The sequence below is a fragment of the Neobacillus sp. MER 74 genome, from assembly GCF_023714155.1.
In genome coordinates this window covers 61,423-83,673 of sequence record NZ_JAMAUV010000004.1, presented here as the reverse complement: position 1 = coordinate 83,673, position 22,251 = coordinate 61,423, and the positions used below count along the sequence as shown (strand labels likewise).

General features: G+C 40.6%; 22 protein-coding genes. 1 reads left to right on the top strand and 21 read right to left on the bottom strand.

Going from position 1 to position 22,251, the window contains the following annotated elements; translation table 11 throughout:
• Positions 1 to 173: 173 nt before the first annotated feature.
• The 4 genes from M3610_RS08980 to M3610_RS08965 are packed head-to-tail and all read right to left on the bottom strand — an operon-like array spanning position 174 to position 4,727.
• Positions 174 to 1,460, bottom strand: coding sequence for a dihydrolipoamide acetyltransferase family protein (locus M3610_RS08980; protein ID WP_251458524.1), 1,287 nt, complete (start codon positions 1,458 to 1,460; stop codon positions 174 to 176).
• Between the two features lie 12 nt (positions 1,461 to 1,472).
• Positions 1,473 to 2,495, bottom strand: coding sequence for an alpha-ketoacid dehydrogenase subunit beta (locus M3610_RS08975; protein ID WP_251458521.1), 1,023 nt, complete (start codon positions 2,493 to 2,495; stop codon positions 1,473 to 1,475).
• Positions 2,495 to 3,562, bottom strand: coding sequence for a pyruvate dehydrogenase (acetyl-transferring) E1 component subunit alpha (gene pdhA / locus M3610_RS08970; protein WP_251458519.1), 1,068 nt, complete (start codon positions 3,560 to 3,562; stop codon positions 2,495 to 2,497). The genes M3610_RS08975 and pdhA overlap by 1 nt, the downstream gene beginning before the upstream one ends.
• Positions 3,563 to 3,587: 25 nt before the next feature.
• Positions 3,588 to 4,727, bottom strand: coding sequence for a Leu/Phe/Val dehydrogenase (locus tag M3610_RS08965; protein WP_251458517.1), 1,140 nt, complete (start codon positions 4,725 to 4,727; stop codon positions 3,588 to 3,590).
• Positions 4,728 to 5,103: 376 nt separating this feature from the next.
• Between M3610_RS08965 and M3610_RS08960 the strand changes: the two genes are divergently transcribed.
• Entirely contained in the window at positions 5,104 to 5,562 is a 459-nt protein-coding gene (locus M3610_RS08960; RefSeq protein ID WP_251458515.1) for an Lrp/AsnC family transcriptional regulator, read from the top strand.
• 163 nt (positions 5,563 to 5,725) lie between these two features.
• On the opposite strand, the gene M3610_RS08955 is transcribed toward M3610_RS08960, so the two are convergent.
• From M3610_RS08955 to M3610_RS08875, 17 genes are all read right to left on the bottom strand, one after another.
• Positions 5,726 to 7,276 carry a solute symporter family protein gene (locus M3610_RS08955; RefSeq protein WP_251458514.1) on the bottom strand — a complete coding sequence of 517 codons (1,551 nt, stop codon included), beginning with the start codon at positions 7,274 to 7,276 and terminating at the stop codon, positions 5,726 to 5,728.
• Positions 7,276 to 7,626 (bottom strand): DUF485 domain-containing protein, encoded by a 351-nt coding sequence (locus M3610_RS08950; RefSeq protein WP_251458512.1) that lies wholly within the window; start codon positions 7,624 to 7,626, stop codon positions 7,276 to 7,278. The genes M3610_RS08955 and M3610_RS08950 overlap by 1 nt, the downstream gene beginning before the upstream one ends.
• A 440-nt stretch (positions 7,627 to 8,066) precedes the next feature.
• Positions 8,067 to 9,020 carry an NAD(P)H-dependent flavin oxidoreductase gene (locus M3610_RS08945; protein WP_251458510.1) on the bottom strand — a complete coding sequence of 318 codons (954 nt, stop codon included), beginning with the start codon at positions 9,018 to 9,020 and terminating at the stop codon, positions 8,067 to 8,069.
• 135 nt (positions 9,021 to 9,155) lie between these two features.
• A complete protein-coding gene (gene paaX / locus M3610_RS08940) occupies positions 9,156 to 10,055 on the bottom strand; it encodes a phenylacetic acid degradation operon negative regulatory protein PaaX (RefSeq protein WP_098571819.1) in 900 nt (299 codons plus the stop codon).
• Positions 10,056 to 10,155: 100 nt separating this feature from the next.
• Complete coding sequence (locus M3610_RS08935) at positions 10,156 to 10,932, bottom strand: enoyl-CoA hydratase-related protein (RefSeq protein WP_251458508.1); 777 nt, start codon at positions 10,930 to 10,932, stop codon at positions 10,156 to 10,158.
• Positions 10,933 to 11,193: 261 nt separating this feature from the next.
• Positions 11,194 to 12,399: a 3-oxoadipyl-CoA thiolase gene (locus tag M3610_RS08930; RefSeq protein ID WP_251458506.1), complete on the bottom strand. Its 1,206-nt coding sequence runs from the start codon at positions 12,397 to 12,399 to the stop codon at positions 11,194 to 11,196.
• Positions 12,396 to 13,271 (bottom strand): 3-hydroxyacyl-CoA dehydrogenase, encoded by an 876-nt coding sequence (locus M3610_RS08925; RefSeq protein WP_098571816.1) that lies wholly within the window; start codon positions 13,269 to 13,271, stop codon positions 12,396 to 12,398. The genes M3610_RS08930 and M3610_RS08925 overlap by 4 nt, the downstream gene beginning before the upstream one ends.
• 84 nt (positions 13,272 to 13,355) lie before the next feature.
• Entirely contained in the window at positions 13,356 to 14,873 is a 1,518-nt protein-coding gene (locus M3610_RS08920) for an aldehyde dehydrogenase family protein (RefSeq protein ID WP_251458504.1), read from the bottom strand.
• Between the two features lie 15 nt (positions 14,874 to 14,888).
• Positions 14,889 to 15,662 (bottom strand): enoyl-CoA hydratase-related protein, encoded by a 774-nt coding sequence (locus tag M3610_RS08915; RefSeq protein WP_251458502.1) that lies wholly within the window; start codon positions 15,660 to 15,662, stop codon positions 14,889 to 14,891.
• 15 nt (positions 15,663 to 15,677) lie between these two features.
• Positions 15,678 to 16,454: an enoyl-CoA hydratase/isomerase family protein gene (locus M3610_RS08910; protein WP_098571813.1), complete on the bottom strand. Its 777-nt coding sequence runs from the start codon at positions 16,452 to 16,454 to the stop codon at positions 15,678 to 15,680.
• Positions 16,451 to 16,756, bottom strand: coding sequence for an EthD family reductase (locus M3610_RS08905; protein ID WP_251458499.1), 306 nt, complete (start codon positions 16,754 to 16,756; stop codon positions 16,451 to 16,453). The genes M3610_RS08910 and M3610_RS08905 overlap by 4 nt, the downstream gene beginning before the upstream one ends.
• A 15-nt stretch (positions 16,757 to 16,771) precedes the next feature.
• Positions 16,772 to 17,272: a 1,2-phenylacetyl-CoA epoxidase subunit PaaD gene (gene paaD / locus M3610_RS08900; RefSeq protein WP_098571811.1), complete on the bottom strand. Its 501-nt coding sequence runs from the start codon at positions 17,270 to 17,272 to the stop codon at positions 16,772 to 16,774.
• A 24-nt stretch (positions 17,273 to 17,296) separates the two neighbouring features.
• Complete coding sequence (paaC, locus tag M3610_RS08895; RefSeq protein ID WP_251458496.1) at positions 17,297 to 18,109, bottom strand: 1,2-phenylacetyl-CoA epoxidase subunit PaaC; 813 nt, start codon at positions 18,107 to 18,109, stop codon at positions 17,297 to 17,299.
• Positions 18,106 to 18,459, bottom strand: a complete 354-nt coding sequence (gene paaB, locus M3610_RS08890; RefSeq protein ID WP_098571809.1) for a 1,2-phenylacetyl-CoA epoxidase subunit PaaB — start codon at positions 18,457 to 18,459, stop codon at positions 18,106 to 18,108. The genes paaC and paaB overlap by 4 nt, the downstream gene beginning before the upstream one ends.
• A 25-nt stretch (positions 18,460 to 18,484) precedes the next feature.
• Positions 18,485 to 19,441 carry a 1,2-phenylacetyl-CoA epoxidase subunit PaaA gene (gene paaA / locus M3610_RS08885; RefSeq protein WP_251458493.1) on the bottom strand — a complete coding sequence of 319 codons (957 nt, stop codon included), beginning with the start codon at positions 19,439 to 19,441 and terminating at the stop codon, positions 18,485 to 18,487.
• A 94-nt stretch (positions 19,442 to 19,535) separates the two neighbouring features.
• A complete protein-coding gene (locus M3610_RS08880) occupies positions 19,536 to 20,861 on the bottom strand; it encodes a phenylacetate--CoA ligase family protein (RefSeq protein WP_251458490.1) in 1,326 nt (441 codons plus the stop codon).
• Positions 20,862 to 21,114: 253 nt separating this feature from the next.
• A complete protein-coding gene (locus tag M3610_RS08875) occupies positions 21,115 to 22,245 on the bottom strand; it encodes a Ger(x)C family spore germination protein (RefSeq protein ID WP_251458487.1) in 1,131 nt (376 codons plus the stop codon).
• Between the last annotated feature and the right edge of the window lie 6 nt (positions 22,246 to 22,251).

Here is a 22,251-nt window from a genome sequence, read left to right as displayed (position 1 = left end):
GATCTGTTTCTGCAACTTATCTGCTTTTTGAGATAGGAAGACTTCAACCAATCTATTGGATAATACTTTACCAAAATAATGTGGAGTAGTCTTCCTAATTTGGTGTTCTATTGTCCCTGAGCTTTGTGGGACTTACTAGTTATATTCTTGGAGTTTAGTGGATTTATTGGTTACTATGCAAGTTCTATTGGCCACAACTTAGGGTTTTCAATTAATTGTTTAAAGCGGTTCGTAAAGGCTACTGCTGTTGCACCGTCTGCAACGCGGTGGTCAAACGCCATCGACATGGTCATGATCGAGCGAATCGCAATCTCATCGTTTTCCATAACAACAGGCATTTTTTTCGTCTTATGGAAGGCAATTAACCCTGTTTCCGGATGATTTATAATCGGAGTAGCGCCAATACTTCCTAATGGACCGACATTACTGATGGTAAATGTTCCTCCTTTTAATTCAGCCGACGTCAGCTTATCCTCTTGCGCTTTTTTCGTTAACTCTTTCAATTTGTCATGAATTTGACGAACAGATAATCGGTCAGCATGATGAATGATAGGTACAATTAAACCATTTTCCGTATCCGTGGCAATTCCAATGTTATATTCCTTCTCTAAACGGATTACTTCATTCTCTTCATCAAGCTTGGCATTAAATACAGGGAATTGTTTTAATGCCACTGCAATCGCTTTGATAAAGAAAGCTACAGCCGAAACATTGATATTCATTTCTTTTAAATCATTTCGATAGGTGAGCAGCTCAGTAAGATCTGCTTCTTCAAAATGTGTCACATGAGGAATCGTATAAAGTGACTGGGTCATTTTCTTTGCAATTTGCTTTCGACGGCCTCTAAACGGAATTACTTCTGCATTAGTTTCATTTATGCTCGGAACTTCCTGCTTTTGAATCTCTTGTTTAGGTTCTGCTTTTGCTTTAGTCAGGTCGGCGGAAGGCGCTTTCATTTCCTTAGAAGATTGGATTTCATCACGTTTTTTAACAAAGTTATATATATCTTCCACCGTGATGCGCCCAAATGTACCAGTACCTGTAACTTCGTTAATATCTACACGAAACTCTCGTGCAATTTTTCTTGTGTAAGGCGCCGCGATGATGAATTTTTTTTCTCCTTTTTGCTCAGTCACTGCTACTTGCTGCGGTTGTGATTGTAACGCCTCTACCTTATTAGAAGCTGCTTCTGCATGTTTCTCTTCCATCTCAACCGCTTTTGCTCCTTCTGTTTCCAGTACAAGAAGAGTGGTACCAACGGAGACCGTATTACCATAGTCCACAACAATTTCCTTTACTTTCCCTGAAGCTGGGGAAGGAAGCTCAGCTACCATTTTATCTGTTTGTACCTCTACAAGAGGCTGGTCCACCTTGACCGAATCCCCCACTTTGACGAAATAGTGGATAATTTCTCCCTCTGTCATCCCTTCACCAATATCATGAAGTTTTACTTCAACCAATGTTTTCCCCTCCTAAAAATGCATAACTTTTTCGATTGCGTTAAATACCCGCTTTGGTGTAGGTAAATAATGTTCTTCGAGCGCAAATAATGGTACCGGTACATCAAAACCTGTCACGCGCTCAATCGGAGATTTCATATGCAAAAATGATGTATCATTTATAATGGAAACAATATCATTACCCACTCCGCCTGTAGCATGGGCTTCATGAACAATCACCGCACGTCCGGTTTTTTGAACAGATTCTGCAATAATGTCCTTATCAAGTGGATAAAGGGTCCTTAAATCAATGACATCACAAGTAATGCCATATTTTTCTGCCTGTTCCGCTGCTTTCATGGCTACCGGTACCATCGCACCCCATGCAAAAACAGAAACGTCATTTCCTTCTTTGAGCCTTTTCCCTTTTCCAATTTCAACTATATACTTTCCTTCTGGAACCTCTTCACGGGTAGCACGGTAGATTCTCATGGACTCTAAAAATAAAACGGGATCCGGATCTTCGATAGCTGCAATGATCAGACCCTTTGCATCGTATGCAGATGAAGGGCAAACCACTTTTATTCCGGGCATATGTGTAAACAACGCTTCCACACTGTCTGAATGAACCTCCGGGGCACGGATGCCGGCACCGTATGGAGCACGGATGACCATTGGAACGGTATAGCTTCCCATCGTACGCATACGAATTCGTGAAACATGTGTCATGATCTGCTCATACGCCGGATAAATAAAACCAAAAAACTGCATCTCCGCTACGGGTTTGAATCCATTGACAGCCATTCCGATAGAGGTTCCGATAATCCCTGCTTCGCTCAGCGGCGTATCAATAACGCGTTCTTCCCCAAATTCTTTTTGCAACCCCTCGGTAGCACGGAATACACCACCGTTTTTACCGATATCTTCACCAAGTAAAATAACTTGCTCATCCTCTTTTAACATCGTGCGCAACCCATCTGTTACGGCTTGAACGAGTGTAAGTTCGTTCGTTTTTCCAGTTTGGATATCTGCCGGTCTTTCTACACTTAAAATCATCAGGCTTCCCTCCCGATCAATTGAAAATATTCTTCTTTTTGTTTTGCAATTGTCCAAGTCGGCTTTTCAAATACATTATCGAATAAGTCATTGATATTTGGTTTTGGATAGCTTTCCATATCTTTTACCGCCAGTTCGACTTCGGTTGCGATTTCTTCTTTGATCTTCATCACCCAATCTTCATCCCAGAAGTTATTTGCTTTCATATAGCGTTCTACACGAAGAATAGGATCTCGATTTTCTCGAATGATGTCACTCTCGGACTGATCGCGATATTTCGTTGGGTCATCTGCCGTTGTATGAGCACCATATCTCCATGTCATAGCTTCAATTAAAGTTGGGCCTTCACCTTGACGGGCACGGTCAAGTCCTTCCATCGTTTGGAAATACACAGCAAAAATATCATTTCCATCGACACGGACACCCGGCATATCATAAGCGAGTGCTTTTTGGGCAATCGTTTTTGAATTCATTTGTTTTTTAATCGGCACTGAAATCGCAAAGCCGTTATTTTGATTAAAGAAGATAACTGGAGCTTTAAACACACTGGCAAAATTCAATCCTTCATGGAAATCGCCCTCTGAAGTGGCACCGTCTCCAAAATAGGCAATCGCTGCATTTTTCGTTCCTTTTCTTTTTTCCGCCATAGCAGCCCCTGCTGCATGCGGGATTTGTGTTGCAATAGGAACGGCAGGTGGGAAAATCTTTTTCCCTTCTTCAGGCACGCATCCCTCCACACGTCCATTCCAATATAAATATGTACGGGCCATGCCGGCTCCAAACGTTAACGTGGCACCATGGTCACGATAAGTAGGGAATACCCAGTCATCTTTTTCAAGCGCAAGTGCACTTCCAACTTGAGAAGCTTCCTGACCCTCAAACGGAGCATACGTTCCAAGTCTACCTTGACGTTGCAAACTTATGGCTTTTCGATCAAAGGTACGAATGCGAACCATATTATAGTAGAATTTTTTAACAAGATCTTCAGTTATTTTATCTTTGTAATCCTCATTTATTACTTGGCCGTACTCATCAACAATTTGAAATATTGGAAATTCCGTTAACATGTCATCACCTCATAAACAGAAATTATTATTTACGAATATCCCATTTAGGACGTTTGGTATGAGTGAAAAAGCTATTATGCTTTTTTCTGTCTTCTATTCGTTTTTCACATAGTCGGTTTGCAGCTTGGATGGTCGTGATATCATCCAACTCTGCCTGTCTGTACACTTCCAATAACGATGTGTAAATGGATTTTGTTTTCGATAATACACGCTCTTTATTGTAGCCATATTGTTCATCTGCTACTTGAATTAGACCTCCAGCATTTACAATGTAATCTGGAGCATATAAAATTCCTTTTTGTTTCAGTACTTCTCCGTGTTTCTCAGTAAGAAGCTGATTGTTTGCCGAACCAGCTACTGCTTTTACTTTTAACCGTTCGATCGTTTCATCGTTAATAATTCCACCAAAAGCACATGGAACAAATACATCTGCTTCTGCGGAATACACATCATTTCCACTTACTACACGAGCAATGCTTCCTAATTGTTTTGCACGGTCTTGAATGGCTTTTATGGCTTCTTCATTAATATCACTTACGTATAAATCAGCGCCGGATTCAAGCAATTGTTCGGCAACTTTGAACCCTACTTTTCCAAGACCTTGGATAGTGTAGGTCTTTCCGGAAAGATCATCTGAACCAAAAACGACTTTATTCGTTGCTTTGATACCGTAAATGACTCCAAGCGCAGTCGGAATGGATGAATCACCGCCGCCTCCGTATGCTTCAGGAATTCCTACGATGCAATTTGTCTCTTTTGAGGCATGGATAAAGTCATCCATTGAAGTACCCATATCTGTTCCTGTGTAAAAACGTCCGTTTAAAGAATCAACAAACTGGCCGAAAGCTCTAAACATAGCCGGTGTTTTATCCGTTGAAGGATCACCGAAGATTACCGCTTTACCTCCACCGAAATCGACATCGGCAGCAGCGCATTTATATGTCATCCCTTTAGATAAACGCAGTACATCTTCCAAGGCCTCATCCATTGTACGATACGGGCGCATACGGCAGCCCCCCAATGCAGGTCCGAGTGTTGTATTATGGATAGCGATAATCGCTTTCAATCCTGTTGTCGGGTCGTTACAAAAAACAATTTGCTCATGCTCATGCATTTTTTCAATAACTGATTCAGTTTTTTGTACAGAATGTTCTAACACGTTCATTTAAATTACCTCCATTAGCACTGTGATTATAGTAGAAAATCATTTAAAAAAAAGAGAAAAAACAACGTCTTTTCCTGTGTTAATGATGAAGAACCTTCATTTTCGACGACTTGCTTGACTCTTCTTCTCGAATGACCATCTCTAGCTGCCTGCTTTTCGCTTTGGCAGCGATTACATTTAATTAAATAGATGCTTAGCAGTGGATATCGTTTATCTTTTTATTTGTTTAAAAATATGAATGATTACGCTTCCATTTAATAATAATCTATAATATAATTGAAAAACATACCAAAATGTACAAGTTTTGGTGATAATCATTATATTTTGCATAAGTTTTTCAATATTTAACTTCATTTTTAAAAAGGGGAATACTTCTATGGACCAATTAGATATTCGTCTGCTTGAACTTCTTCAAATGGACGGACGGATTACTTTAAGTGAATTATCGAAGAAATTATCCCTTAGTCGTCCAAGCATTACTGAGCGTTTAAAAAGGCTACAAGATAGGGAAATTATTGAAGGATTCAGTGCCCGGGTATCTCTCGAAGCCATTGGACGTGATGTAATCGTTTATATTCAGGTAAGTGAACTCAAGTTATTATCTTATACAGAATTTGAGAAGCGGATTATCGATGACCCTGACATCATTGAATGTCATCGATTAACTGGCTCAGTTAGCTATTTACTTAAGGCTGCCGTTACAGGGATGGATCATCTAAGCAAGCTTATTGACCGGCTGGCTCCTTACGGAAATGTAAATACATCAATCGTTTTATCATCACCCGTCTCATTTCGCTGCATCACTCCACATGATGTTATTGAAGAAAAAAAGTAAACCAGGTGCAATGGGTAGAAAAAAGGAAAAACTACGCCACTAAATGTCCAGTTTCATTTCATCCTGGAATCGTTCTTAAAACAACAACAAAAATGAAGGTGCTACCGATTAAGGTAACACCTTCCTTTACTTTATTTTAAACTTAAAGTCTAGTACCTATATATCAATGGTCTTTCGCAGCACTAATCCCATACCCCGTGTTTGATTTATATATAACCTCTGCAAAGCTTTCTGCATTCGATTTTTCCCTAGACAGAACTGTTCCGAAATATGCTCCAAGGAAACCTAGCGGCACCGTGTAAATAGTTGGATTTAGCATCGGGAAAATAGGATCCCCGGTAAAAATGGCAGCTCCCGGCGTTGGACTCCATACATTCGGGCTCAATAACACAAGGACAACCGAGCTGATTAATCCAATCAGCATTCCTGTAATAGCCCCTGTTGAATTAAAGCGCTTCCAGTAAATTGTGCATAAGATTACAGGAAGATTTGCACTAGCAGCAATACCAAGAGCCAGTACAGACAAGAAAGCGACATTTAATTTTTGGGCAGACAATGCAAGTAAAATAGAAACAACAGCTACTCCGATAGAAGCCATACGTGCTACAAATACTTGCTGCTTCTCTGTTACTTTTCCGCCTTTAATGATTTCTCCATAAATATCATGAGCAAACGCAGATGCGGATGTGAGCACAAGTCCGGAAACGACGGCAAGAATGGTAGCAAAAGCAACGGCAGAAACAAAAGCAAATAAAAAATCTCCGCCCATCGTTTGCGCCAACAAAGGTGCTGCCATGTTTCCAGCAGGATTCGCAGCAACAATATTTTCAAAGCCTACAAATGCAGCTGCACCAAAGCCTAAAAAGATGGTCATAATAAAAAACGCGCCAATGAACCATGTGGAATAAACGACTGATTTACGTGCGGTCGCTGCATCTTTTACGGTAAAGAAACGGACAAGAAGATGCGGTAAACCTGCTGCCCCTAAGACTAGTGCCATATTAAAGGAAATCATATCCAACCCATCTTTGTATTTGTTTCCTGGATTCAAGAACGCTTCTCCCAATGGCGTTGAGGACTTGACATGCTGAAACATATTCATAACACTGAAGTCAAATTTAGCAAACACAATAAACGTGATAACAAATGATCCGATGAGCAATAAAATAGCTTTTGTAATTTGCACCCAGCTGGTAGCGGTCATTCCGCCAAAAATAACGTAAATCGTCATCAGGATACCGACAAGCAAAACGGATGTCGCATAATCGATTCCAAGCAGTAACTTAATAAGTCCGCCTGCCCCAACAAGCTGAGCAATCATATAAAAGATCGAGATAACCAGCGTGTTAACTGCAGCTACCCCTCGAACTTTTTTGGAATTGAAGCGTGCCGTAATCATGTCGGCCATTGTGTACTTTCCTAGATTTCGAAGTGGCTCAGCAACCAGATAGAGCAAAAATAAAAAGGCAACTAGATTTCCAATACTCATGTAAAATCCATCAAACCCCACTAAAGCGATAGCTCCTGTAATTCCCAAGAACGAAGCGGCAGACATAAAATCCCCGGCTACCGCCAGACCGTTTTGCCATGCCGTCAATCCACCTCCGGCTGTGTAAAAATCGCGGGCATTTTTTGTTCTTTTAGATGAAAGATAGGTGATGACCAATGTTAAAGCGATGATTCCCAGGAATAAGGATAATGCCAATAGACTCATTAATACAATTCCTCCTTATGTTTCGCTACGATAGCTGCCGCTGAATTATCAAATTTTTCAGATTTCTTAATGTAGACAAAACCACATACCCATACGAGTACAAATTGCAGTAATGCATATACCCATGCCCAAGTGATATGACCAATTGCCTGATAATTTAATATTTTCGTATAAGCGGCTAAAATAGGTAAGGCAAAATAGAATAAACAGAAAAAGACGGCCATTGGCAAAATAAATGATTTCTTTTTCTTTACCAGCGTTTGAAAATCACTCGTTTGGATCAGTGATGTGTAAGAAGCCTTTTGTCCTATCTGCGTGTGTAGTTTCTGTTCTTGAAATTGCACTCCCATACATGTTCCCCCTTTTATAACAAATGTAAATAATCTCCACAAACATTCGTTATGTATTTAAATTCCCCAAATCAAAATCTTCTACCAAAGCCCTTAAATTAAATAGTAAATAGCAATTTTTCTATCTATCACACTCCTGAAGATTAAAAAACGCAACGTTTATTTAACAACAAACAAATTATAAACGACGGTTTAATATCTGTTATACTTTACTTGATTAAAATACCATAGGATTGAACATTTGTAAATAAAATTCAGACATTTCTGAACAGAATTAGTTTTTCTCTAGTTTTATATTAAATAACCTTTCATCTGCGAGATTCTTGCTGCCCGTTATTTCAATATCAGATAGGAGGAATTGAGCTATTGTGGCAAGACTTGCACGCCAATAAGCCCAAAGGAAACTTCCTTTGGGCGCTTTAAAGGTATATTTTTTTATTTTAACGAATTATGTCCATAGCTACTCTATTAATTTGCCTGCTGGCTTCTTCCATCATGCCGTCCAACAGCTCTTTCACGCTAGGGATGCCAGAAATCAATCCTGCTACCTGTCCGCTATTAATAAATCCATTTTCTAAGTCTCCTGCTATCGCTCCCGTTACATGCTGTTTTTCGGACGTCATCTCATTATATTGTTCTAAAGTCATCCCTTGCTCTTCTATATTACGCAATTTGTGTGCATATGGGGTTTTTAACATTCTTCTTACACGCCCCACAGAACGCCCTACAATGACTGTGTCGGTGTCACTTGCGTGAACCAAATTTTGTTTATACGTGTTATGAAAAGGAGCCTCTTTTGTAGCAATCAGCCGTGTACCGATTTGGACACCGCTGGCACCTAGCATCAACGCCGCCGCTAGGCCTTTTCCATCTCCTATTCCCCCAGCAGCAAGTACGGGAATGCCCACAGATTGAGCAATTTGCGGAATAAGTGTGAAGGTTGTCAGTTCAAGATTGGAGTTAATTCCAGCTGCTTCAAATCCTTCCGCTACTAAGATATCCGCTCCGGCCGCTTCTGCTTTTTGCGCATGCTTTACAGAAGCGACAACAGCAATGACTTTTACTCCATGATCATGAAGAACCGGAATAACAGGAGCAGGATTCCCAGCAGATAATGATACAACTGGAATCTGATGTTTTATAACTAACTCTACTAGTTCCTTTATATAAGGTGTAACAGTAATCGCAATATTTAAAGCGAATGGCTTATTTGTTCTCTTCTTCGTTTCTAGAATAATGTGTTCTACTTCGTCCGGCGACATGGTACCGCTTCCAATTGTTCCTAGGCCTCCCGCTTCTGAAACAGCCGCCGTGAGAGGCGCATTGCTGATGTTTCCCATGCCCCCTTGAATGATAGGGTATTTAATATGCAATTGTTCCGTTATATATTTCACTTTTACCACTCCCCTTATAAATAATGTTATAATAGAATCAACTTAAACACAATCATATTCATACATAAAGGGCCATAATATGCATTTTTTTCAAAAAAGAATGCACCAAAAAAATTCCTAGAGGCACGCTTCCCTCTAGGAGTTTTTTATTTGATCGCTTATTAAATGATGGTCAGAAGCATCGTATGATTGATCTTTACGCCTTAAATCATTATCTTCCTGGAAAACCTCTTCAAAGAAGCGGTTAGCCGGCTCAGCTAATAATTTATAATATTGACTAAACAACAACGCCGCATGGTTACCGCTCCAGCGCGCAGGTAAAAGCTCCTTCGGCAAACCGGGATCAGTGAATAAAAACTTCCGATACTCGTGAACAAGATTCGTTCTCTCAACAAAACATTCCGCATCGGTCATCTCGCCTCTTTGCATGATACTTTGATGCACAATGTATTTCCTGCTGTAATCCGAGATAAATTGTTCATACTTTTCTTCAATCTCAGATAAAGGCCAGCTTCTCTCTACTAGCGATTGGCTTTCCTTCGGCCCCTTATATTCTGATAAAAAGAAATCAACGTATGGCCTAATATCATATTTGTCGATTAAGAGCTCAACTTCCTTATCTAAGGCGTTGGGAGATATCCAGCAGCCATTGGCAAAACTTCCAAAGCCACTCCAAAGTAATTCTTTTCTGAGTTCATCCCGAATTTGTCTTTTTTCTTCCGGAATGGTATACATAAGGATTCGCCACTTTCCATCCCATTCATGAGGATTCAGCTTGAAAATTCTTCCCGCGGCTTCTTCCATACGGTTAGCACCTCGAGAAGTTAGAAAATAATAACTTTTATTCCCCTTTTTCTCTGACTGAATCCACCCTAGTTTCAACATACGCGAAACAGCAACCCGAACAGCCTGTTCATTATGTCCAAATTCTTTTAATAAGCGTATTAAACTTCCAATCCAAATCTTATTTCCATAATGGCGTAAGTAATCGCCATAAATCGTAAAAATCATGGACTGCGTATTAGCAGTACTCATTTATCTCCCTCTTTCTGTTTGCACCGCCTGGATCTGTTTGATTATTAAAGAAGTGGAGACTAGAGAATCTATTATTGTCCAATGCTGAGTATCGCAACTTTTATTTTCCAGTGAAATTAGCCGTTCTCCGCTCGCTAAAAGCTTGCAAAGCCTCTAATCGATCTTCGGTTGGAATTGTTATTTCATAGGCTTTCGACTCAATTGCCAATCCAGTTTGCAAATCTGCATTCATCCCTTGATTAATTGCATATTTCGCCTGCTTTAAAGCAATTGGACCATTTTTCAGCATTTCTGCTGCAAACTCTTCACAGGACTTCATTAGTTCATCACGCTTTACAACTCTCGTCAGTATTCCCCATCCATAAGCATCTGAAGCAGAGATTTTTCGCGCGGTAAAAATCAGCTCTTTCGCTTTTGCCTCGCCAATTAACCTCGGTAAACGCTGCGTACCTCCAGCTCCGGGAATGATCGCCCAGCTCGTCTCTGTAAGTCCCAGTTTCGCTTCCTCTACTGCAAATGAAAAATCACAGGCCAACATTAATTCAAACCCGCCGCCAAACGCATACCCATTTACCGCCGCAATCGTTGGCTGTGGAAGAGATGCGATGCTGTTGAATACATCCCGAATTGCTTTTACGTTTCTTCTTACTTGTACATCGGTTAAAGTTTTACGCTCTTTTAAATCAGCACCTGCACTAAAAGCCTTCTCACCTGCTCCAGTGAAAATAACTACTCTCACTTCAGGATCTAGCTCAATAGTATCTACCACTTCTTGTAATTGCTTTAATGTCTCATAATCAAAACAATTTAATACGTCAGGACGATTTATTGTTACATACCCTATACTATCTTCTATTTTATACAAAACATTAGACATTTTCTACACCTCTTTTTATTTGTAGGCTGTGTTAAACTTATCTGTTGATTTCCGTTCCAGGCACTTCGCTTTCCGCGGGCGTGCCGGGGAGCCTCCTCGGCGCTTTTAGCGCCTGCGGGGTCTCCCCTGCCCCGTACTCCCGCAGGAGTCTTCGTGCCTGGAACGAAGGTCAACAGAGCGCAAAAAACAACATTAATCCTTAACACAGCCTATTTGTAAAAAAACCCTTACTTGGCATGTCGTCAAATAAGGGCCCTCCCGTTATTCTGTTACATTCTCTACGATCGCCGCTATTCCTTGCCCAACACCAACACACATCGTCGCAAGGCCGTATTTTTCATCACGTTTCTTCATTTCGTATATAAGGGTTGTTAAGATACGGGCTCCGCTTGCCCCAAGCGGATGGCCAAACGCAATCGCCCCTCCGTTTACATTCACTTTAGTTGTATCCAGTTCCAATTGACGGATGCATTCCAAAGATTGAGAAGCAAATGCCTCATTCAATTCAATTAAACCTAGATCCTCTACCGTTAGATTAGAACGCTGCAGCGCTTTTCTTGTAGCAAAAATCGGTCCTAATCCCATGATAGCCGGCTCTAACCCTGCTGTCGCTCCTACTACATACTTCACTAAAGGCTTCAATCCTAATTCCTTCGCCTTATCGGCACTCATGATCAATAACGCTGATGCTCCGTCATTGACACCTGAAGCATTACCCGCCGTAACCGTGCCTCCTTCAAACAGAGGCTTTAATTTTCCCAGTTTATCTAATGTTGTATCTGGACGAGGATGCTCATCCGTATCGACAACAATTTCATTTCCTTTTCGATCTTTATATACGACAGGGACAATCTCTTCTGCAAAACGATTTTCTTCCATCGCTTTTTTCGCTCGCTGCTGACTCTCAATAGCGAACTGATCCTGATCACTCCGCGAAACATTAAAGCGCTGAGCTACATTTTCAGCTGTTTTCGGCATTGTGTCTACGCCGTACATTTCTTCTAACTTTTTGTTTGTGAAGCGCCAGCCAATCGTCGTGTCCTGAAGCTCCATACCACCGCGAGGGAATTCTTTATCAGGCTTTGCCATAACGAAAGGCGCACGTGTCATACTTTCCGTTCCGCCGGCAATGTAAATATCCCCTTCTCCAATCGCAATCGCTCTCGCTGCATACATGACAGCATCTAATCCAGAACCGCACAAACGGTTCACTGTTGTACCCGCAACGCTAACAGGGAGACCTGCCAGTAAAGCCGACATTCTGGCTACGTTACGATTATCTTCCCCTGCCTGGTTTGCGTTTCCAAAGATTACTTCTTCAATTTCATCAGTTGGAAGAGCTGGATTGCGTTCTACAAGCGCCTTGATGACAACCGCACCTAAGTCATCTGGACGTACACTTTTTAATGCTCCGTTATATCTGCCAATTGGTGTTCGAACAGCATCTACGATTACAACTTCTCTCATTTTTTAACCGCCTCTTTTTCTTTGGTAGTATAATCATATACTCCCTTGCCTGATTTTCGACCTAAACGTCCTGCCTTCACATATTGCTCTAATAACGGAGCCGGACGATATTTTTCACCAAGCTTCTCATGCAAATACTTTAAATTATTTAATCGGGCATCTAATCCTACCAAGTCTACAAGTTCAAAAGGACCCATTGGGTAGTTCAATCCCAGTTTAATGGCTTTATCAATCTCCTCAGGTGTACCCAGCCCTTCTTGAAGCATGTAAAAAGCTTCATTACCGACCAAGGCGCTAATACGGCTTGTGACAAATCCAGGGAACTCATTAATGACAACTGTTTCTTTTCCCATCTTTTCCGCCACTTCTTTAATCACTTGTGCTGTTTCATCACTTGTTTCCAAGCCGCGAATAATTTCTACAAGCGGCATTTTATGAACCGGATTAAAGAAGTGCATCGCTATTGTTTTTTCCGTACGGTTTCCGTATGAAGCAATTTCCGTAGGACTCATTGTTGAAGTGTTTGTCGCAAAGAAACAATGAGCTGGTGCATATTTTTCAATGGTTTCAAATACCGCTTTTTTGATTTCAGCTTTCTCAGGAACCGCCTCAATCACTAAATCCGCTTCACTGGCCGCTTCTTGTAAATTAGTAGCATAGTAAAGATTTCTCTTGGACAATTCTACCGTTTCAGCAGATATTTTCCCGCGGGATAATCCTTTTTCAAAAATGCTGTTCAATTCCTTTTTGGCATTTTCTAATGCCGCTTCATTCACATCCACTAATGTAACCGAGTATCCGCCGACTGCTCCTACATAAGCAATTCCTCTTCCCATTACACCCGAACCTACTACTACAATGTTATTAATCATGGTTGTCCTCCTTATTCAACACACTATTATGCAAATGAGTACGAATAAAACTCGTTCGGAGCTTTATCCGTACTCATCATAGATTTACACACCAAATGGATTTAACGGACGGCTGCCATAGTACGAAATAATGCTTTTTGTTTCCGTATAAAGATCAAGCGTCTCAATGCATAGCTCACGGCCAAAACCGGATTGTTTATAACCGCCAAATGGTGTTCCAGGCATGGCTGAGAACGGACAGTTCACCATAACGATACCAGCTTGAATTTGATTTGCTACACGAGTAGCACGTGCTCCGTCTTTCGACCAAACAGCTGAACCTAGCCCAAATTCCGTATCATTAGCTAATTTGATGGCTTCTTTTTCATCTTTAAATTTCATGATCACGACAACTGGTCCAAAAATTTCTTCCTTAACTACTTTCATGTCATGATTAACATTGGCAATAACAGTTGGCTCGTACCAGAATCCATTTTCAAAGCCTTCGACTTTTGCCCCTTTACCACCGGCCAAAATCTCTGCCCCTTCCTCAATGGCAGATTTCACATAACCATCTACAACATCCCATTGACCTTGATCAATAATCGCACCAACATGTGTTTCTTTGTCAAATGGATTTCCTAATTTCAATTTCTTTGTCTTTTCAACAAATTTACTTACAAATTCGTCATAAATGTCTTCGTGTACGTATAAACGTGAGCGGGCTTCACATGACTGACCTGTATTGTAGAAAATACCGTATAAAGAACCGTCTACCGCAGCATCGATATCAGCATCGTCAAATACAATATTAGGAGATTTACCGCCTAGCTCTAATGTAACACGCTTTAACGTTTGTGACGCTCTTGCCATGATATCTTTACCGATTGGTGTAGAACCAGTGAAGGCTACTTTATCCACTTGTGGATGCTCCACTAAGTAGTTTCCAACTTCTGCACCTGAACCAGGAACGATATTCACGACTCCTTCAGGTACTCCCGCCTCAAAACAAATTTCTCCAAGAATAATAGCTGTAAGCGGTGTTAAACTAGCCGGCTTTACAACAACTGAACATCCGACAGCGATGGCAGGAGCAATCTTCCACGCAGCCATCATTAATGGGTAGTTCCAAGGAATGATCTGCGCGCAAACTCCCACAGGTTCTTTTTCAGTATAGTTGTGGAATTGTCCTGGCAGAGGGTTCACCGTACCGCCATGTCCTACGATGGCACCTGCATAAAATTCGAAGTCTTCAATTGCCTGCATCACTTGACCTTGTGCGGCATGCAGGGATTTGCCTGTATCTAAAATCTCTAACTCTACTAATTCATTAAATCTTGAACGCATGATCGAAGCGATTTTATTTAATACACGAGAACGTTTATTAACTGGTGATTTTTTCCATTTGCCAAAATCAAAGGCATTGCGCGCGGCTTGAATGGCTTTTTCTGTATCTTCTTTTGTCGCTTTCGCTACTTCCGCAATGACTTCGCCAGTAGCAGGATTATATGTTTTAAACGTAGCGCCGTTGCTGCTTTCTACCTTTTCGCCATTGATGATTAAATGGTAGAATTCACGTTTCATAGTAGGTTTTTCTGTTTTGATTTCTTGAACTGTTGTCATATTATCCCACTCCTTTTATTTTCCTGTGAAAACAGGTTTGCGTTTTTCTAAAAATGCGTTAACACCTTCACGAGAATCTTGTGTTAATCCTGCAATACGTTGCCCTTCTGCTTCTTTCTCTAAAAAAGAGTCAAAAGAAAGGTTGTTAGCCAAGGTTAAATAACGTTTGATTAAGCCGATTGCTTTCGTTGGCATTTGTGCAAGTTTCACAGCAAACTCCTCGACTTCTTGTTCCCAAGTATCCATCGGAATCACTTTTGTCACTAGCCCGAGGTCAAAAGCCTTCTCAGCACTAACCTTTTCTCCCAAGATAGACAGCTCTGCCGCTTTCGCGCTTCCGATTAATTTAGAAAGGAAGTAAATATTACCTGAATCTGGAATTAATCCGACATGGATGAAGGCATTAAGGAAGCTTGCTTTTTCTGAAGCTATTCTAAAATCGCAAGCAAGTGCTAAACTAAATCCGGCCCCTGCTGCTACACCGTTTACGGCAGCAATAATAGGCTTTTCACATTTCACAATTTGTTTCACCATTGGGCCGTAATGATCTCTGAGAACTTGGCCATGATCCATTTCCTCATTAACTTCCACTAAGTCTTGTCCGGAGCAAAACGCACGCCCTTCACCAGTTATGACAATACATCGCACGGTTTCATCTAAGGATGCTTCTCTTACCGCCTCTTTTATTTCGCGATTCATTTGAGCGATAAAAGCATTCAGCCTATCCGGTCTATTCAATCGCAGCCAAGCTACGCCATCTTGCACATTGTAGCGAATCGTTTCAAACATATCTCTTCCGCCTCCTTATCTTCCATTGAAGTGCGGTTTTCTTCTTTCTATGAAAGCCTGCATTCCTTCTTTTTGATCTTGTGAAGAGAACAATAAGTAAAAATTCTTTCGTTCATACTGCATCCCTTCGTATAAGGAATGGTCCACCGCTTTATTTACCGAATCTTTAATAAGTCGCAATGATAAAGGAGGTTGTTTTGCTAGCTTATTGGCAAACTTCATTGCTTCTTCCATCAATAGTTCTTCAGCCACAATCCGATTAACGATTCCGTGCTCCTGCGCTTGTTCTACCGAAATTCTATCCCCGGTCAAAAGCCATTCCAGTGCTTTTGTTCTTCCAACCAGCTTCGTTAAACGTTGGGTGCCTCCGGCTCCTGGCATTACACCAATATTGACTTCTGGAAATGAAAATTCAGTACCGCTTGCTGCAATTAACAGGTCGCAGCAAAGCGCTAGCTCAAAACCCCCACCCAACACAAATCCTTTCACCGCGCCAATTATCGGTTTTTTGATAAGACCTAAACGATCCCAATCAGCAAACTGATTTAACAGCTCTAAACGAATGGAATCATCATTTGCCATTTCATCAATATCAGCACCGGCTGAAAAAGCACGTCCTTTTCCGGTAATTAAGATCGTGACCACTTCATCCTGCTGATCAAATGATTCCATCGCTTCGACAATTTCTCTTACCATTCTGCGGTTTAATGCATTGTATTGCTTAGGGCGGTTTAGTTCAATTAATCCTACCCCGTCTATAATGGAAGTTTCGATAAATTGAAAACTAATCATTTCACTTCTTCACCTATCATTAACGTTACAAGTTCTCCAGCAAAGCCCATTAAATCTTTCCCAGAAGCCTTGCCCTCTACAGAACGCATACCTTGCTTAAGGGCTTCATAATCGTCGTAGTACATTTCACACATTAAGTAATACTCTCCTTCTCCCCCCATAGGAGAGCCGGTGATTTTGGTTACATCCATTTTACGAAGGCCGGGAATCTTCTCTGTAATAGGACCGTGAACATTAAAGTAATGCTCGTCAAATGCTTCTTTGTTTTCAGGATGTTTATATAATGCAATCATTTTCACCATGGTTGTATCCTCGCTTTACATTAAATTTGAAATCGGCTTCATTGCCTCAAATGGGTTTTTGCAGCTTTTGCAATACAAAATGCTTCTACATGCTGTTGGGCCAAAGATATTTTCCAATGTTACATAAGTAGATCCACAGTACGGACAGTCTACGTGCCAGGAGCCGTCTTCCTCCATCCGTTTTGGAGGAGGGGCTATTCCGAACGCCTTTAGCCCCTGTTGTCCTTTTTCCGTGATACGGTCTGATGTCCATGGCGGGGATTGAACAAACTCCACCGAAACTTCTTCAACAGCCGGAAGCCCTTTCACCGCAGAAACAATATTGTTTTTAATAAACTCTAAAGCCGGACAGCCTAAAAAGGTCGGCAATATTTTAATCGATATAGCACTGTTTTGGATAGAAACTTCTTCCACCATTCCTAAATCAATTATACTTACTGTATCAATCTCAGGATCTTTTACATTTTCCAATATGCTTAACACGTCTTCCTGTGTTATCTGCAAGGGTGCTATCATTATTTACACCTCTTTTCTGATTGATTACCAAGGCGCAACAGGATCGAGTTTGTATACTTCACCGAGTGTTGATAACGCGTCATCTAATTCTTTTGTGTGTTCTCCGTTGCGTCCATTTTGGCTTTGAGGATTTACTTTTCTAGGAATTTCTAAATCTAGCGATTCAAATATATTAGCAAGAGCAACAGTCCATTTTTCTTTTAAAACGCTTTCTTCTTCAATCAAGCCAAACTGTTTCATTTGTTCAGCATGACTTCCTAATGAAAATACATCATCAAAGTCACTCATTACTTTGTCCATTGCTTGGATCATTCGCTCTTTCGCATCTTCTGTTGTACTTAAAAGCTGAACAAACCAAGTTTTCCAATGAAGCAAGTGATAGTAAAGTTCCATATTTACTTTCACCGCTACTTCTGCCAGCGGACCGTATGCGCTTTGTTTCAGCGAGTCTATTTTCACTTTCTTTGCTAGTGTGTAGAAACAATTTCTTACTACCGCGTAAGCCCAATCATATTGTGCATCTTCCATATAATGACCCGGGCCGTTTAAGCGTTCTACTAAAATACTATTCTTTCTTTCATGCGCAGGACGAGCATGCGCTAGATCGTCTGCTTTCCCTAATCCTAATTCTTCCAACAAGGTATAGAACATTGCCGCATGTCCCATGCTGTCCTGGCTGATGGAGGAAGATGCCACATCCTCTTCAATATGCGGAGCTAATCCAAGCCATTCAGAACCACGGTAAGCAAAAAAGAAATCATCATCTGCCAGCTGAAATAATAATTCAACCAATGCCTCTTTATATTCTGGGCTTAATGTTTTTGCTGCTTCACTCATTTGTCTTTTCCCCCTGCCCACGACAAAATCTCTTTTTCATCAAACATCTTCTGTTCGTAATGACGCCATTTTTTCTTTAAATATCCGTATCCTTTAGTTGTACGGTAGTCTTTATTATCTAAACGTTTTAATATTTGCTTTTCTTCTGGAGCTAACGCTCGAATGTCTGATCTGTTAACCACCCAAATGTCAGCAACCGGTTCACGGCGCATAAAATTTTCTTGAGCCATAATCAAAGCCATTTCTGCGTTTGGAGCGAGCAAGCTGAACTGATGCTGGAACGCAGAGCTAGGTGTACGTTTACTAAACACTTCATACTCTTGATAAAATGTTTTCTTGTTATTTTCCATTTTTCCATCTACCCCCTTCTGCTTCTCAGCGAATCGCTGCACTTAATGCTTCTCGTACCCAAGCGTTACTCTCGTAAGATTTCCGGCGAAGGTTCAGACGAGCTTGAGATCGCGGACCTTGGTTTTTGCTGATTTTCTTTAACTCATCCCAATTAGGCTGTTCATACACCCACTGTTGCTTTTCCTCATCATAATGGAGTGTCGGGTCCGGAATCGTTAAACCTAATGATAAAATTCGCGGTATATATTTCGTAAAAAAGGCTTGACGTAGTTCTTCATTGTTTTTTGTACGAATCTTGTATTTAATGGTTACATCTTGTTTCGAGCTGCCCATCGTAGTGCTGCTGGCAGGTCCAAAGAATATAAGCAAAGCCTCCCACCAACGGTTTAGTGCCTCTTGAATCATGGCTTTTTGCTCTTCTGTTCCTTCCGCCAGAGCAATGATGATGGATTCACCATGCTGAGCATGGAACACTTCTTCTGCACAAATGCGATGGAGTGCTCTTGCATATGGGCCGTAGGAAGCACCAAGCATATCCGTTTGAGTGATGATTGCCGCTCCGTCTACAAGCCAGCCGATTAATCCTGCATCACCCCAAGTTGGTGCTGGCATATGAAACACATTGTGAAACTTAAGCTTCCCTTGAAATAAGTCTTCCATTAAGTCGCCTCTTGATTTTCCGTAAGGCTTTAACAGGTCTTCTGCTACACGCAGCAATAACTGGCCATGTCCCATTTCATCCTGAACTTTTGCCATGATACCGAGTTTCCGACGAAGAGAAGGTGCTTTCGGTACCCATTCTTTTTCCGGCAGCGCTCCCATAATTTCGCTCATTCCATGCATCGAAATTAATTTAATAAGTGCTGTCCTATATTCATCAGGCATCCAATCGTCTACTTCGATCTTCTCCCCCGCTTCGATGCGCATCATAAATTGTTCTAACTTTTCCGCCTCAGTTAATGTTTCTGTGAGATTAGACATCGTCTATTCCCTCCCTTTCGTATAACACTTCTATAACGATATTATAAATTATTGTTATATTAAAAATCAAACTATTTTTTAAAAATTTATTATTTTATACAGTAACAGCAACTTTCCGCTCATCCACAATGCGGACTGCTTTGCCTTCAGATCTAGGAATACTTCTTGGAGCCAGCACTTTTACCTTCATGCTCACCAAACAGTTATTCTTCATCGAATGCTGTACTTTTTTCATAACAAGTTTAATACGTTCATGCTGAATGTCGTTATTTACTTGTTGGTAAACCTCTTCAGTAACTTCCACATGTAATTCCACTACATCCAACGTTCCTTCCCGGCGCAAACGGACCTGGTAATGCGGAGCGAGATCCTCAATTTGGATTAAAAAATGTTCAATCTCAGACGGAAAGACATTTACTCCACGGATAATGAGCATATCATCGATACGGCCCTTCACACGTGACATTCTTGTGGTTGTTCTGCCGCATTTGCATTTTTCCCTCGTAATAGAAGCGATATCTCCTGTACGATAACGTATAACTGGAAATGCCTCTTTCGTTAAGCTAGTGAAAACCAATTCGCCTTCTTCACCATCTGCTACAGGTTCAAGAGTATCCGGATTGATGACTTCCACGATAAAATGATCCTCGGCAATATGTAATCCATCTTGCGATTCATGACATTCCATCGCTACTCCCGGTCCCATTACTTCACTCAATCCATAAATATCACAGGCTTTAATCCCAAACTTGTCTTCTAAAACTTTACGCATTTCTTCCGACCATGGCTCTGCCCCAAAAATACCAAATTTTAAAGAGCTGTTTTTTGGATCTTTCCCCATATATTCCATTTCTTCTGCAACTTTCAGAATATAGGAAGGCGTTCCAGCAATTACTGTTGGCTTAAAGTCTTCAATGACAGTAATTTGGCGGTCTGTATTCCCCCCGGATATCGGAACTGTCGCCATGCCAAGTCTTTCTGCTCCATAATGAATTCCTAATCCACCTGTAAATAATCCATATCCGTACGCATTTTGAAATACTCCATCTGGTTCCCCACCCGCTATTGCAATGGCGCGGGCAACCATATCTGCCCAATTATCAATATCGTTCTTTGTATAGCCCACTACAGTTGGCTTTCCGCTTGTACCAGAAGAAGCATGAATGCGAATGATGTCTTTCATGTCAGCCGCAAATAAGTTGAAAGGGTAATTGTCACGTAAAGCTTCTTTTTTTGTAAATGGCAGTTTCCTAACGTCTTCTACAGTTTGGATGTCCTCTGCTGTTATATTAAGTTCATTAAACTTTTCTTGATAAAAAGGTACTTTAGCCGTCACTCTTTTTACCGTTTCCTTTAACCGCTTCAACTGTAGCGCTTTCATTTCCTCTTGTGAATACGTTTCAACGTCATGAATAATCATTACTTCATCCCCTTTGTTTGACTCAATCCTTTTAAACGCTTACAAAAAATCTCATTGCAGGAAAAACATGTAACGTTATTTTTGTTATCAGTGTGATTTTTGTTACACTTTATATTTATAAGGTATCACATATAACAAACGTTGTAAATATTTCAAATATTGTAATAGTGAAAATATTTTAAAAAACTTTGATGATTGCCTACCCTTTCTTTTCAAAAGTGATATATTATCATCACAAAAGAAAGACACAGCATTATGCCGCGTCTTTTTTTGCATTTCCATATTTGTAATTCCCCGGTTCCAATTTGATCTTGACCTGTATCTGTTTTACCGAATGAACGTTAAATTTCCTTATTGTGGCGATACTCCAATGGTTCAAATAATATTTATACGATTTCTCACTAATGTTCAAGACATCTGTATTCAGCTGGTCACCTTTTTTTACAGTCGATAAAATTTCGTTTTTTATTATTTTATTGATCTCCTTTTCCACTTCTTTTAGTGTTTTATTTTTGCTATTTTGAGTCATAATTCCCTTCCCTTTGACCACAATCTTATATGTAGGGTCCTTTTCTTTTGAAACTAAGATTTTTGTTTTAAGGTTTCTCACTCGTACTGATAGATTTTCGTTCCCAGGCCGGATAAAGATATCTTGGTTTTGTCCTGTGAACCAACGTAGTCCACTAAACTCCTTTTTGCTCAACCAACCTTTAAAGTGCTGCTTGGAAAATACATATTCTCCATTGATCAGGGCGATTGATTTTTTCTTTCCTTCCGTAAAATGGGTGTTGTCAATTTTTAACGACGGGATTAAAGTCGTTCCAACCGATCGGGAATATCGGGTAGTAAATTGATGATATTTAATGATCGGGAGTGAAAAATTATAATGGATGGTCTCTTCGGGTCTATGGATGACCGTAAACAATTGTGGATAATTAAAAAAGCTTTGCGTTTCCATTAATGATTTTAGGTTCTCTCCTGTGCCATAAAGGACGATGTTGTACCTCATTAATGGAGACCGACTAATAAGATCCATCACAGCCTCCATTTTTTCTTTCAAAATACTGTCGCTAAGTATGATGGTTGTAACATGTCCATAATTTAATGGCAATGCGGACAGTTGTTCCAATACGCCAAGAGCTGCCGCGAGACTTTCTCCTTTCGCCTCCCCGATTAAAATGGGCTGTTCTTCTAAAGAACTTCCTTCTCCTTTAGCGATATTCCCAAAATTTAGACCCTGAATATAGAGTTTAAATTCTCCCTCTTTATAGTCCATTCCCAAAGCGGTAACATACGTCTCGCCTTCGATTTGTTTTGCCCCAAAACAACCTGTTAAAAGAAACATAAGGCATGTTAGGATGATGAAAGAAATCAGGTTCCTCATGGAAAA

Bases quoted from the DNA above. Each gene is read 5' to 3' on its own strand.
- M3610_RS08975 (WP_251458521.1), bottom strand. From the start codon at position 2,495: ATGATTTTAAGTGTAGAAAGACCGGCAGATATCCAAACTGGAAAAACG.
- M3610_RS08915 (WP_251458502.1), bottom strand. From the start codon at position 15,662: ATGTTTGAAACGATTCGCTACAATGTGCAAGATGGCGTAGCTTGGCTG.
- M3610_RS08965 (WP_251458517.1), bottom strand. From the start codon at position 4,727: ATGAACGTGTTAGAACATTCTGTACAAAAAACTGAATCAGTTATTGAA.
- M3610_RS08960 (WP_251458515.1), top strand. From the start codon at position 5,104: ATGGACCAATTAGATATTCGTCTGCTTGAACTTCTTCAAATGGACGGA.
- M3610_RS08955 (WP_251458514.1), bottom strand. From the start codon at position 7,276: ATGAGTCTATTGGCATTATCCTTATTCCTGGGAATCATCGCTTTAACA.
- M3610_RS08905 (WP_251458499.1), bottom strand. From the start codon at position 16,756: ATGGTGAAAATGATTGCATTATATAAACATCCTGAAAACAAAGAAGCA.
- M3610_RS08950 (WP_251458512.1), bottom strand. From the start codon at position 7,626: ATGGGAGTGCAATTTCAAGAACAGAAACTACACACGCAGATAGGACAA.
- M3610_RS08880 (WP_251458490.1), bottom strand. From the start codon at position 20,861: ATGATTATTCATGACGTTGAAACGTATTCACAAGAGGAAATGAAAGCG.
- M3610_RS08910 (WP_098571813.1), bottom strand. From the start codon at position 16,454: ATGATTAGTTTTCAATTTATCGAAACTTCCATTATAGACGGGGTAGGA.
- M3610_RS08920 (WP_251458504.1), bottom strand. From the start codon at position 14,873: ATGACAACAGTTCAAGAAATCAAAACAGAAAAACCTACTATGAAACGT.
- paaB (WP_098571809.1), bottom strand. From the start codon at position 18,459: ATGGAAAATAACAAGAAAACATTTTATCAAGAGTATGAAGTGTTTAGT.
- paaD (WP_098571811.1), bottom strand. From the start codon at position 17,272: ATGATAGCACCCTTGCAGATAACACAGGAAGACGTGTTAAGCATATTG.
- pdhA (WP_251458519.1), bottom strand. From the start codon at position 3,562: ATGTTAACGGAATTTCCAATATTTCAAATTGTTGATGAGTACGGCCAA.
- paaA (WP_251458493.1), bottom strand. From the start codon at position 19,441: ATGTCTAATCTCACAGAAACATTAACTGAGGCGGAAAAGTTAGAACAA.
- paaC (WP_251458496.1), bottom strand. From the start codon at position 18,109: ATGAGTGAAGCAGCAAAAACATTAAGCCCAGAATATAAAGAGGCATTG.
- M3610_RS08930 (WP_251458506.1), bottom strand. From the start codon at position 12,399: ATGAGAGAAGTTGTAATCGTAGATGCTGTTCGAACACCAATTGGCAGA.
- M3610_RS08875 (WP_251458487.1), bottom strand. From the start codon at position 22,245: ATGAGGAACCTGATTTCTTTCATCATCCTAACATGCCTTATGTTTCTT.
- M3610_RS08935 (WP_251458508.1), bottom strand. From the start codon at position 10,932: ATGTCTAATGTTTTGTATAAAATAGAAGATAGTATAGGGTATGTAACA.
- paaX (WP_098571819.1), bottom strand. From the start codon at position 10,055: ATGAGTACTGCTAATACGCAGTCCATGATTTTTACGATTTATGGCGAT.
- M3610_RS08925 (WP_098571816.1), bottom strand. From the start codon at position 13,271: ATGATTAATAACATTGTAGTAGTAGGTTCGGGTGTAATGGGAAGAGGA.